12 protein-coding genes and 1 tRNA gene are annotated in these 12,179 nt (G+C 62.1%); 7 read left to right on the plus strand and 6 right to left on the minus strand.

Annotation, left to right across the window (positions count from 1 at the left end; translation table 11 throughout):
* Positions 1–176: 176 nt before the first annotated feature.
* Complete coding sequence (apaG, locus tag AC6H0W_RS05700; protein WP_497576192.1) at positions 177–560, minus strand: Co2+/Mg2+ efflux facilitator ApaG/CorD; 384 nt, start codon at positions 558–560, stop codon at positions 177–179.
* Between the two features lie 90 nt (positions 561–650).
* On the opposite strand from apaG, the gene purB reads away from it, so the two are divergent.
* Both purB and AC6H0W_RS05710 read left to right on the plus strand, forming a co-directional pair.
* Complete coding sequence (purB, locus tag AC6H0W_RS05705) at positions 651–2,018, plus strand: adenylosuccinate lyase (protein ID WP_497576193.1); 1,368 nt, start codon at positions 651–653, stop codon at positions 2,016–2,018.
* A gap of 27 nt (positions 2,019–2,045) precedes the next feature.
* Positions 2,046–2,363 carry a DUF2322 family protein gene (locus AC6H0W_RS05710; RefSeq protein WP_497576194.1) on the plus strand — a complete coding sequence of 106 codons (318 nt, stop codon included), beginning with the start codon at positions 2,046–2,048 and terminating at the stop codon, positions 2,361–2,363.
* 66 nt (positions 2,364–2,429) lie between these two features.
* On the opposite strand, the gene secF is transcribed toward AC6H0W_RS05710, so the two are convergent.
* The 5 genes from secF to queA all read right to left on the minus strand — a co-directional run bounded on the left by secF (position 2,430) and on the right by queA (position 7,863).
* Positions 2,430–3,362, minus strand: coding sequence for a protein translocase subunit SecF (gene secF / locus AC6H0W_RS05715; protein WP_497576195.1), 933 nt, complete (start codon positions 3,360–3,362; stop codon positions 2,430–2,432).
* 24 nt (positions 3,363–3,386) lie between these two features.
* The gene (secD, locus tag AC6H0W_RS05720; RefSeq protein ID WP_497576196.1) at positions 3,387–5,225 is read right to left on the minus strand and encodes a protein translocase subunit SecD; all 1,839 of its coding nucleotides are present in this window, start codon (positions 5,223–5,225) and stop codon (positions 3,387–3,389) included.
* A gap of 96 nt (positions 5,226–5,321) precedes the next feature.
* Positions 5,322–5,645, minus strand: a complete 324-nt coding sequence (yajC, locus tag AC6H0W_RS05725; protein ID WP_497576197.1) for a preprotein translocase subunit YajC — start codon at positions 5,643–5,645, stop codon at positions 5,322–5,324.
* 78 nt (positions 5,646–5,723) lie between these two features.
* Entirely contained in the window at positions 5,724–6,833 is a 1,110-nt protein-coding gene (gene tgt / locus AC6H0W_RS05730; protein ID WP_497576198.1) for a tRNA guanosine(34) transglycosylase Tgt, read from the minus strand.
* On the minus strand, positions 6,823–7,863 hold the full coding sequence (gene queA / locus AC6H0W_RS05735; RefSeq protein ID WP_497576199.1) for a tRNA preQ1(34) S-adenosylmethionine ribosyltransferase-isomerase QueA: 1,041 nt from the start codon (positions 7,861–7,863) through the stop codon (positions 6,823–6,825). Before queA ends, tgt begins: the two co-directional genes overlap by 11 nt.
* A gap of 51 nt (positions 7,864–7,914) precedes the next feature.
* Here queA and AC6H0W_RS05740 point away from each other — a divergent pair.
* From AC6H0W_RS05740 to tilS, 5 genes are all read left to right on the plus strand, one after another.
* A tRNA-Leu gene (locus AC6H0W_RS05740) sits at positions 7,915–8,001 on the plus strand.
* A 95-nt stretch (positions 8,002–8,096) separates the two neighbouring features.
* Entirely contained in the window at positions 8,097–8,930 is an 834-nt protein-coding gene (locus AC6H0W_RS05745) for a DMT family transporter (protein ID WP_497576200.1), read from the plus strand.
* A gap of 100 nt (positions 8,931–9,030) precedes the next feature.
* On the plus strand, positions 9,031–9,696 hold the full coding sequence (locus AC6H0W_RS05750; protein WP_497576201.1) for a Bax inhibitor-1/YccA family protein: 666 nt from the start codon (positions 9,031–9,033) through the stop codon (positions 9,694–9,696).
* Between the two features lie 197 nt (positions 9,697–9,893).
* Complete coding sequence (locus AC6H0W_RS05755; RefSeq protein WP_497576758.1) at positions 9,894–10,862, plus strand: acetyl-CoA carboxylase carboxyltransferase subunit alpha; 969 nt, start codon at positions 9,894–9,896, stop codon at positions 10,860–10,862.
* The gene (gene tilS / locus AC6H0W_RS05760) at positions 10,831–12,177 is read left to right on the plus strand and encodes a tRNA lysidine(34) synthetase TilS (RefSeq protein ID WP_497576202.1); all 1,347 of its coding nucleotides are present in this window, start codon (positions 10,831–10,833) and stop codon (positions 12,175–12,177) included. The genes AC6H0W_RS05755 and tilS overlap by 32 nt, the downstream gene beginning before the upstream one ends.
* Positions 12,178–12,179 lie beyond the last annotated feature (2 nt).

Genomic DNA, 12,179 nt, shown 5'->3' on the forward strand with positions numbered 1-12,179 from the left:
AACGTGAAACGGGCCCGCGCCGATGATAGTGCAGATACCTGTGTGAAAGTAGGTCATCGTCAGACTAACCCCATATGCAAAAAGCCCGCTACTAAAAGTAGCGGGCTTTTTGCGTTTCAGAACAAAAGACAGTAGAAAACAAGCGCTTGGCCAGGCTTCGGATGCCCGCCCAGGGCTCAGTTCAGCGCCCCCGGAACACTCAGCGTGAAGACCGGGATCGGCGCCTCGAACGCCTCACCGCCCCTCAAACGAAACGCATACGAACCTCGCATGCTCCCCACCGGCGTCGACAGCAACGAACCGCTCGTGTAGCGGTATTCGCCTCCTGCTCCGATCACCGGCTGCTCGCCGACAACGCCCTCACCTCGGACCTCTTCGACTTTGCCGCTCCCATCCGTGATGATCCAATGCCGTGAGAGCAGCTGTGCTGGCTCTTCGCCGCGGTTGCGGATCGTAATGTGATATGCGAACGCATAGCGCCCCTCCTCGGGCGCTGACTGTTCTGGCAAGTACTGGGGAACGGCTGAAATTTCGATGGAATGAGGGGATGTGCTGCGCATTGTTTCCTGCGGATTCGACTGATACTGGATTGGCTGACGAAACAGAGTCTTTGGGCGGTAAAATACCAGCTTTTCTCCGGAAGTACCGTCATGTCCGTTACCCCCCTGATCGCGCTGTCTCCTCTGGATGGCCGTTATGAGACTCGCGTTACAGGCCTGCGTGAGCATTTTTCCGAGCACGGGCTGATTCGCAACCGCGTGCGTGTGGAGATCGAATGGCTCAAGGCGTTGGCCGCCGAATCGGCTCTTGCGGAGATTCCCGCGTTTTCAGCCGCTGCGGTGGGTGAGCTCGATGAAGTGGTGCGGACCTTCTCCGCTCAGGACAGCGAGGCAGTGAAGGAGATCGAGGCGACCACCAACCATGACGTGAAGGCCATGGAATACTGGTTGAAGCGTCGCCTGGCACACAATGCCGAGGTGATGAAGGTTTCGGAGTTCATCCACTTCGCTTGCACGTCTGAGGACATCAACAACACCTCTCACGCGCTGATGTTGCGCGAAGGTCGCGATGAGGTCTTGCTGCCCACCTTGCAACGTGTGATCGACGCTCTGCGTGCGCACGCACATGGATTGGCCGACGTGCCGATGCTGTCGCGCACGCACGGTCAGCCGGCCAGCCCGACGACCGTTGGCAAGGAGCTCGCCAACATCGTAGCGCGCCTCGAGCGTGCGAAGAAAGCAATCGCTGCTGTTTCGTTGATGGCCAAGTTCAACGGCGCGGTTGGCAACTACAACGCTCACCTGTCAGCGTGGCCCGAGTTCGATTGGGAAGGCTTCAATCGACGTTTCATCGAGTCCCTGGGGCTGGAGTTCAACCCGTACACGATCCAGATTGAGCCGCACGATGCCATGGCCGAGTTGTTCGATGCCGTCGCGCGCTGCAACACCATGTTGATCGACGCATGTCGCGATGTGTGGATGTACATCTCGTTCGGTTACTTCAAGCAGAAGCTGAAGGAAGGGGAGGTGGGCTCTTCGACCATGCCCCACAAGGTGAACCCCATCGACTTCGAGAATGCCGAGGGCAATTTCGGTATCGCGAATGCGGTGCTGCGTCACTTCTCCGAGAAGCTGCCAATTTCGCGCATGCAGCGCGATCTCACCGACTCTACTGTGCTGCGCAACATGGGCGTGGGTTTCGGCCATACCGTGCTCGCCCTCGACAGCATGTTGAAAGGAGTCGGAAAACTGGAGGCGGACCCTGCGCGTGTTGCGGCGGATCTCGATGAATGCTGGGAAGTATTGGCCGAGCCGGTGCAAACCGTCATGCGCCGCTTTGCCGTCGAGAACCCGTACGAACAGCTCAAGGCCATGACGCGTGGCAAGGGCATCACCCGTGAAGCTTTGCATGCCTTCATTGCGCAGTTGGCCATCCCCGAGTCCGAGCGCCGTCGCCTGCTGGAAATGACGCCGGCGAGCTACGTCGGAAAGGCCGCGGAATTGGCCCGTCGCATCTGATTCGATCAATTAGCTGGAATTGTCAAAGTGAGTTTTGCTGATCACCTTAAGCAAATGCCGAAAGTTTCGCATCTGGCCTCTCTGGAGCTGCTTGGTGCCAATGACGAAACGGTGGCGACCATCGAGAACAAGCCCGGGCAGGGCGGTTCGCTCGCGGTGTACAACCACCTCGCTCAATTGCACGGCGCGATCACGCCGGAAGCTGCACGCAAAGGGCTGGAACTGTATGCCGAGCATACCGAAGATGCCCGCTCCAACCCCGGCAAGCATCCGAATATCGATCGACTTTTCGGCCTGATCGAACGCGGTGAGACCTTGCGAGTGAAGCATTATTTTGCGGTGTGAGCCGTTGTATCGGCCCCAACAAAAAGCCCCGCTGTGCGGGGCTTTTTGTTTCTGGAGGAGCCGCCTTCAGACGACGGCCTCTTCCTTCTCTTTTTTGGGCTTGATGAACTGTTCACGTGACACGCCCAGCCACATGACCAGCGGGCTGGAAACGAACACCGAAGAGTAGATGCCGAAAACGATGCCGATCGTCAGCGCCAGAGCGAAGTAGTACAGCGTCTCGCCGCCGAAGATCAGCATCGACAACACCATCATCAAGGTACTTCCGTGGGTGATGACGGTGCGCGACATGGTGCGTGTGATGGCGTGGTCGATGACTTCGGGCGTGTTCATGCCACGGCGTTTCAGGAAGGTCTCGCGCACGCGGTCAAAGATGACCACGGTTTCGTTCACCGAGTAGCCCAGTACCGCCAGGACCGCGGCCAGCACGGCAAGCGAAAACTCCCACTGGAAGAACGCGAAGAAGCCGATGATGATCAGCACATCGTGGAAGTTCGCGATGCTGGCTGACAGGGCGAAGCGCCACTCGAAGCGCATGGCCAGATAGCCCATCATGCCGATCAGCACGAACAGCAGAGCCATGCCGCCATCCGAGGCCAACTCCTTGCCGACCTGGGGGCCGACGAACTCTACCCTGCGCAGATCCGGCGAAGCGCCTTCGACGCCCTTCAGGGTGGCCATGACGCGTTCGGACACGGTGTTGGTGTCGAGGTCATCGCGGTTGGGCAGGCGTACAAGGATGTCGCGCGAGCTGCCGAAGTTCTGCACCTGCGCATCGGTGTAACCGTCGCGTGAAAGTGCCTGACGGATGTCTTCAACACGCGGTGGTTCAGCGTAGTTGATCTCCAGCAGCGTGCCGCCGGTGAATTCGACCGACAGGTTCAGGCCGCGCGTGGCGATGAAGAACACCGCCAGGGTGAAGGTGATGAGGGAAACGATGTTGAACTTCAGCGCATGGCGCATGAAGGGGATGTCGTTCTTGAGTCTGAACATTTCCATGGCTACGACCTCTGCTTATTCCGATTAACCGATCGCCAGCTTGTCGATCTTGCGACGGCGGCCGTAGATGAAGTTCACGAGCATGCGCGAAACGAGAATGGCGCTGAACATCGACGTCAGTATCCCCAGGCAGTGCACCACGGCGAAGCCGCGCACCGGCCCCGAGCCGAAGACCAGCAGCGCGATGCCTGCCAGCAAGGTGGTGACGTTGGCGTCGAGAATGGTGCCGAAGGCGCGCTCGTAACCTGCGGTGATTGCAGCCTGTGGGCTGACACCGGCGCGGAGCTCTTCCCGGATGCGCTCGTTGATCAGCACGTTGGCGTCGATGGCCATACCCAACGTAAGTGCCATCGCGGCGATGCCCGGCAGCGTCAGCGTGGCTTGAAGCAGTGACAGCAGCGCGATGAGCAGCCCAAGGTTGGCGGTAAGGGCGATTACCGAGATCACGCCGAAGAGCGTGTAGTAGATGATCATGAATACGGCGATGGCAACGAAGCCCCACAGCACCGAGTTGAAGCCCTTGGAGATGTTCTCGGCGCCAAGGCTCGGCCCGATGGTGCGCTCCTCGATGATCTGCATCGGGGCGGCCAGGCTGCCGGCGCGCAGTAGAAGGGCGACGCTGTTGGCTTCTTCAACCGTCATGCGGCCCGAGATCTGGACACGGCCGCCACCGATTTCGGTGCGAATCACCGGTGCCGTGACCACTTCGCCACGGCCGCGTTCGACCAACAGAATCGCCATGCGCTTGCCGACGTTCTCGCGGGTGATGTCGCGGAAAATGCGGGCACCTGCCGAGTCGAGCGTCAGGTGCACGGCCGGCTCGTTGGTCTGGCCGTCGAAGCCGGGCTGGGCGTCGGTCAGGCGGTCGCCCGTCAGCATGACTTCATTGCGCACCAGCAACGGGTTGCCGCCGCGCTCGGTGAAGAGTTCGGTGCCGAAGGGCACCTGACCGTTGAGCGCGTCTTCAAGCGCACCCGGCGTGTCATCGACCATGCGGATTTCAAGCGTTGCGGTACGGCCAAGGATGTCCTTCGCGCGGGCCACATCCTGCACGCCCGGCAATTGGACGACGATGCGGTTGGCGCCTTGCTGCTGGATGATCGGCTCGGCCACGCCAAGTTCGTTGATGCGGTTGCGCAGCGTGGTGATGTTCTGCGACATCGCGAATTCGCGGATGGTTTGTTCGGCCGTCGGCAGCAGGGTGGCTACCAGCCGCAGGTCGTTGTCGCCCAGGTTACGGTCGGCGAGTTGCAGATCATTGGAACTGGACGAAATCACGCGGCGCGCGGCATCGCGTTGTTCGGCATCGCGGAAGCGCAGCACCACGGTGTTGCCCTCGCGGGCGATGCCGCTGTGGCGAATGCGGTTGGCGCGCAGTTGGGTGCGCAGGTCACCGCTGGTGGACTCCAGACGGTTGGTGATCGCGCCGGGCATGTCGACTTCGAGCAGGAAGTGCACACCGCCGCGAAGGTCGAGGCCGAGATACATCGGCAGGGCGTTCAGCGACGTCAGCCAGTTCGGCGTGGCGGGCAGCAGGTTCAGCGCGACGATGTAGCTCGGGTCGGTCGGATCGGGGTTGAGTTGGCGTTCTATGATGTCGCGGGCGCGCAGTTGCTCTTCGGTGCCGGTGAAGCGGAAGCGGATGCTGTTCTCGTCCGCGAAGGTGGCGGTCGGCGTGAGGTCAGCGTCGCCGAGCGTCTCGCTCAGGCGCGGGATCAACGAATTTTCGAGCTGAACCGTGGCTTTGCCGCTGGAAACCTGAACGGCAGGTACTTCGCCATAGAAGTTCGGGATGGTGTAGAGCAGGCCGAAGAGCAGCACCAGGCCTATCAGGATGTTCTTCCAGAGCGGGTAGCGGTTCATGAGGAAATTCTGGACTCGTGTCGGAAGCTTGCGGCAGCACGGGCTGCCGGGGGATGTCACGCACGGCCGCAGGCCATGCGTGACGGGGATGCGGCATCAGGCTGCGCGCAAGGTACCTTTCGGCAGCACGGTAGCAACAGCCGCGCGCTGGACAACAATGTTCACGTTATCGGCAACTTCGAGGTGCACGAAGCTTTCGTCAATATCGGAGATGCGGCCGGCCATGCCGCCCTGGGTAATGACTTCATCGCCTTTGGCGAGGGCGGCGACCATGGCCTTGTGCTCCTTGGCGCGCTTCATCTGCGGACGAATCATCAGGAACCACAGGATCAGGAACATCAGGATCAGCGGCAGCAGACCCATGAAGCCACCGGCAGCCGATTCGCCGGCTGCCTGTGCATATGCGTTGGAAATGAACACTCTAGTCTCCGAGTTAGGTTGTCGAACGGGGCATTATAGCAACAGGAGTTTACTCAAGAGCTCAGTGGCTTCCACGGTTTACGCACCACGGCTGCGCTCGGCGTGGAAGCGTGCAGAGTATCCCGGCAGCTCGTCTTGTTCGATGGCGCTGCGCAGTTCGGCCATCAGCGTCTGATAGTAATGCAGGTTATGCACCGTATTGAGCATGCTGCCGAGGATCTCGCCCGTGCGGTGCAGGTGATGCAGGTAGGCTCGGCTGAAGTTGCGGCAGGTGTAGCAACTGCAGCTTTCGTCGAGCGGTCGGGTGTCCGCCTTGTGGAAGGCATTCTTGATCTTGACGTCGCCAAAGCGGGTGAACAGCCAGCCATTGCGTGCATTGCGCGTGGGCATGACGCAGTCGAACATGTCGATGCCCGCGGTTACGCTGGCCACCAGATCCTCCGGAGTGCCCACGCCCATCAGGTAGCGCGGCTTGTCCACGGGCAAGCGCGGCGCGGTGTGCGCAAGGATGCGTCGCATGTCTTCCTTGGGCTCGCCGACCGACAGGCCGCCAATCGCGTACCCCGGGAAGTCGATGGCTTCAAGTCCGGCCAAAGATTCGTCACGCAGGTCTTCGTACATGCCGCCTTGAACGATGCCGAACAGTGCGTTCGGGTTGGCGAGTGAGTCGAAAGCATCGCGCGAACGGCGTGCCCAGCGCTGCGAGAGCAGCATCGATTTTGCCGCCTCGTCACGCGTTGCCGGGTATGGGGTGCATTCATCGAAGATCATGACGATGTCGGAGTTGAGCACCGTCTGGATGCGCATCGACTCTTCCGGTGTCAGGAACAGTTTGGCGCCATCGATCGGAGAGGCGAACTTCACCCCTTCTTCCGTGATCTTGCGCAGCGCGCCCAGGCTGAACACCTGAAAGCCGCCAGAGTCGGTCAGGATGGGTTTGTCCCAAGCCATGAAGCGATGCAGGCCTTCATGTGCGGTGATGACGTCCAGCCCTGGGCGCAGCCACAGGTGAAAAGTGTTGCCCAAGCAGATCTGCGCGCCGATGCCCTCGAGCATTTCGGGCGTCATGGCCTTGACCGTGCCATAGGTGCCGACCGGCATGAACACCGGGGTTTCAACCGTGCCGTGGGCAAGTTTCAGACGGCCGCGACGGGCCGCGCCACTGGTGGCGAGAAGATCAAATTGCATCGTTGCGGTGGGCGATGAACATGGCGTCGCCGTAACTGAAAAAGCGGTATTCGGCGGAAATCGCATGCGCGTAGGCGCGGCGGATGGTGTCCATGCTCGAAAAGGCAGAGACCAGCATCAACAAGGTCGACTTCGGTAGATGGAAATTGGTGATCAGGGCGTCCACGACCTGGAAGCGGAAGCCGGGCAGGATGAACAGCCCCGTATCGCTGGAGCCGGCCGCAAGCGGGCCGTCCTGTGCGGCGCCTTCGAGTGCACGCAGCGAGGTGGTGCCGACGGCAATGACGCGCTTGCCGGCCGCCTTGGTGCGGCGGATGGCCTCGACCGTATCGCGCGGAATCACATAGCGCTCGCGGTGCATGCGGTGCTCGCCCAAGTCGTCGACGCGCACTGGCTGGAAGGTGCCGGCGCCGACGTGCAGCGTGATGTAGGCGATATTGGCGCCGCGCTCGCGTAGTTGGGCCAGCATGCTTTCGTCAAAGTGCAGGCCGGCGGTGGGCGCCGCAACGGAACCCGGCTCACGCGCATACACCGTTTGATAACGCGCTTCGTCGGCCTCGTCGGCGGCGCGGTCAATGTACGGCGGCAGCGGCAGCTTGCCGTGCCGTTCGAGCAGGGCGAAGAGGTCTTCGTCGGCTGGAAAGCGCAAATGAAAGAACTCGCCGACGCGGCCAACCACCGTGACGTCGAAGGCGTCGGCCAGGTGCAGCACCGTGCCGGTCGCCGGAGATTTGCTGGCGCGCACCTGTGCCAGCGCCTCGTGCGTGCCGATGGCGCGCTCCACCAGCACCTCGATGCGCCCGCCGGTGTCACGCTTGGTGCCGAGCAGTCGAGCGTGAATGACCCGCGTGTCGTTGAACACGAACAGATCGCCCGGCTCGATCAACGAGGGCAGGTCGCGAAACAGGCGATCTTCGAGCTGATCGCCCTCAAGCAGCAGCAAGCGGCTGGCGCTGCGATCGGCCAACGGTTGCTGGGCGATCCGCTCGGGCGGCAGCGGATAATCAAAATCTTCGAGTGTCAGTGGCATCGTCGTATTGCCGCTTGCGGGTGGCTCATGGATAATGTGCGGCTCTTTCCCGCCGGGATGGCGGAATCGGTAGACGCAGCGGATTCAAAATCCGCCGCTGGTAACAGCGTGAGGGTTCGAGTCCCTCTCCCGGCACCACTCGAATTCGTACTTCTTTCGTATCCGTCAGCCCGGCGCTGCAGGGGGCGGATGATAGCATCTGAGTCACGGCGCTTCATCCCTCCGGAGCCAGCATGGCGCGTATCTACGCCCTCACCGCGTTGGCAATGCTCGCCTTCGCTGCAAATTCCCTGCTGTGCAGGTCTGCCCTGCGCGATACCGCGACTGACCCAGCCAGTTTCACCTTGATCCGCATGGCCTCCGGTGCGTTCGTGCTCTGGCTGCTGTTGCGCCGCGCCGGCCGGGATGGCGCAGCCGGGGGAGACTGGATTTCGGCGGGTGTGCTGTTCATCTATGCCGTGGCGTTCTCGTACGCCTATATCGGCCTTTCCGCCGGGGCAGGTGCCTTGCTGCTGTTCGGTGCGGTGCAGGCCACGATGATCAGCCACACCGTGTGGCGCGGTGAGCGGCCGAGCGGGCTGCAATGCATCGGCATGGCGCTGGCCTTCGGCGGCTTGGTGGCCTTGTTGCTGCCGGGCGCGTCGGCTCCGGCTCCGGGGCCGGCGCTGCTGATGATTGCAGCCGGTGCTGCGTGGGGCGTCTATTCGCTTTTGGGGCGCGGCAATCGCGATCCGCTGGCAACCACGGCGGGCAACTTCATTCGCAGCGTGCCGCTGGCTTTGGTGGCGGCCTTGCTGGTGTTGCCGTGGCTCCGCGTCGATTTGGAGGGGGCTGTGCTTGCGGTGCTTTCCGGCGCGCTGGGCTCCGGCGTCGGTTACGCCATCTGGTATGCCGCATTGCGAGGGCTGAGTGGAGAAGTGGCAGCGAGTGTGCAGCTGAGTGTGCCGGTAATCGCACTGTTTGGAGGTGCGTTGCTCCTGTCGGAGCCGCTGAGCGGGCGGTTGCTGTTGGCTGCGGCCGCAACGCTGGCCGGAATTGCACTCGTCATACATGCCCGCAAGACGTAGAAATGCGCTGGAACTCGGTTATTATCAGTGAGTCATAGAGCGCATACGGCCCGCCTCGCGGTGCCTGCAAACGGATTAAACATCAGGAGGAAGTGTTTCCATGATCGATCGCACGATCCCCGGTAACCGTAGCGAAACCTCGGTGCTTGCCACCAACAAGGTCATTCGCAATACCTACATTCTGCTTTCGCTGACGCTGGCTTTTTCCGCAGCCATCGCAGGCGTGTCGATGGCTTTGGGTCTGCCGCATCCCGGCTTGATCCTGACGCTGGTCGGCTACTTCGGCCTGCTGTTCCTGACTGCCAAGCTGCGTAACAGCGTTGGCGGCATTTTTGCCGTCTTTGCGCTGACGGGCTTTATGGGCTATACGCTGGGTCCGATCATCTCCGCCTACCTGTCGCTGCCCAACGGCAGCCAGATCGTGATGCAGGCCATGGGCGGCACCGCTGCCATCTTCCTGGGGCTGTCGGGTTATGCGCTGACCTCGCGCAAGGATTTCTCCTTCATGGGCGGCTTCCTGATGGTCGGCATCCTGGTTGCCTTCCTGGGCGGTCTGGCGGCGATCTTCTTCAACATGCCGGCGCTGTCGCTGGCCGTGTCGGCAATGTTCGTGCTGTTGATGTCCGGCCTCATCCTTTGGGAGACCAGCAACATCATTCACGGCGGCGAGACCAACTACATCATGGCCACCGTCACGCTGTATGTGTCGATCTACAACCTCTTCACCAGCCTGCTGCACCTGCTGGGCGTGTTCAACAGCGACTGATCAGGTCTGCATGCCGTATTCGGCGGGCGTTTGAGCCATCGAACGGGCACCTCAGGGTGCCCGTTGTCATTCGGGGTGAGTGCGTCCCGCATGCGTGGCTCGGCGAGCTGCGGTTACAATGCGAGGTTTAATGGGTCGCGCGCTGCCTCTTGCGGCGGGTGCACGGACCTTCAATCGGATATGCTGGGGCAGCGATGATGAAAACCACGTTTCTGGAGTTCGAACGGCCGATTGCCGAACTCGAGGAAAAAATCGCACAACTGCGTTTCGTGCAGGACGATCCCGCCGTCGATCTTTCCGGTGAAATCGAGCGGCTGGAAAAGAAAAGCGAATCACTCACCCGCGATTTGTACGCCAAGCTTCAGCCTTGGCAGATTTCTCAGGTCGCGCGGCACCCGCAGCGCCCGTACACGCTGGATTACGTCAAGCACATCTTCAGCGATTTCCATGAGCTGCATGGTGATCGCGCCTTCGCTGACGACAAGGCCATCGTGGGTGGTCTGGCGCGCTTCGGTGGGCAAAGTTGTGTAGTCATCGGCCACCAGAAGGGCCGTGACACCAAGGAAAAAATCGCTCGCAACTTCGGTATGCCGCGCCCCGAGGGGTATCGCAAGGCCCTGCGCCTGATGCGCATGGCCGAGAAGTTCGGCCTTCCGATCTTCACCTTCGTCGATACGCCGGGCGCGTACCCCGGTATCGGCGCCGAAGAGCGCGGCCAGTCCGAGGCCATCGGCCGCAATCTGTACGTGATGGCCGAGCTCAAGGTGCCCATCATTTCCACGGTGATCGGTGAGGGTGGTTCGGGCGGTGCATTGGCCATTTCGGTGGCTGATCAGATGCTGATGCTGCAGAACTCGACATACTCCGTGATCTCGCCTGAGGGGTGCGCTTCCATTTTGTGGAAGAGTGCGGACAAGGCGCCGGTGGCGGCCGAGGCAATGGGTATTACGGCGGACCGTCTGCAAGGACTCGGCCTGATCGATACCATCGTGCCGGAGCCGGTGGGTGGTGCGCACCGCGATCACACCGACATGGCCATGCGTTTGCAAAAGGCCCTGCAAGAGGCCCTGCGCCAGGTGATCGATCTGCCGGTGGAAGAACTCCTCGAGCGTCGTTTCGAACGGCTCATGAGCTATGGCCGTTTCAAGGACCAGGGCGCAGCCTGAGTCCGCTCTGATTGCGCGCGTCGCGGCCGTATTGGCCGAGGCGCGCGTGGGTCGGGCCTCGCGGGTGTGCGTGGCCTTCAGTGGCGGTGTCGATTCGACCGTCGTTCTGCACGTTCTGGCCGGCTTGCGCTCTGCAAGCGGCTTTTCTCTTTGTGCGGCGCACGTGCATCACGGCATCAGTCCGTATGCCGAGCAGTGGCGCGAGCATTGTGCTCAAGCGTGCGCCCGCTTGAATGTGCCGTTTTCGGCGCTGCGGGTGACCGTCCCCCGCGACCATCCGGATGGCTTGGAAGCGGCCGCGCGCGAGGCGCGCCATGCCGCGCTCGCCTCCGTAGAGGTTGATTGGCTGGTGTTCGGCCATCATCGGGACGACCAGGCCGAGACTGTGCTGTTCCGCTTGTTGCGTGGCGCTGGCGTGCGTGGTGCGGGTGCCATGGCGCCCGTCGCGTCGCGTCGTCTGCGCCCCTTGTTGGGTACGCGGCGTGACGAAATTCTGGCGTATGCGCAATCTGCCAGCCTCGCATGGGTCGAGGACGAGAGCAACGCCGATGTGCGTCACGTGCGCAATCGCTTGAGGCACGAGGTGCTGCCGTGTTTGGAGGCTGTTTTTCCGGCAGCCGGCGCGATGCTGGCGCGCTCGGCGGACAACTTTCGCGAGGCGGACGCTTTGTTGGCTGATCTGGCCGAACTGGATGCCGTTGCGTGCGGAGGGAGTTGGCGCTGGCGCGTGGAGGCGGTGCAGGCCTTGTCCGACAGCCGCCTGCGCAACCTCATTCGATGGCGCATTCACGCCCTGGGCTTCGATGCCCCGTCACGCGCACGTCTCATCGAGGCCGTGCGTCAGTTGCGGGAGAGCGCGGCGGTGTCCTTGTATCTGCCGCTGGGTGGTGCCGCGTGCTGCATGCACCAAGGCTCGTTGTGGGTCGAACGTTCGTTGGACGCTGTGCCCTCCGCGACGAACTGGCGACCGGGTGCCGAGGGTGAGGTGGAGTGGGCCGGCGGTCGGGTGGTGTACCGCGTGGCGACGGGTGAAGGGCTGTCATTGAGGCTTCTGCAGGCTGCGGAAAGCGTCAGGCTGAGCGCGCGCGGCGAAGGCCTGCGCATGCGCATCGCGCCGGGGCGACCGCGGCGCAGTTTCAAGAACCTGTGTCAGGAAGCGGGCATGCCGGCCTGGCTGCGCGAATACCTGCCGGTGCTATACGTCGACGGGGCGCCAGTGTGGATTGGCGGTATCGGCCTGAACCCGGAGGCCGTCTGTGCGCTCGGCGAGCCTGGCGTGCAACTGGAGTGGGTGCGCGACTCCGACGGCGCTTGAGC

This window comes from Pseudazoarcus sp. NS20 (assembly GCF_059703745.1).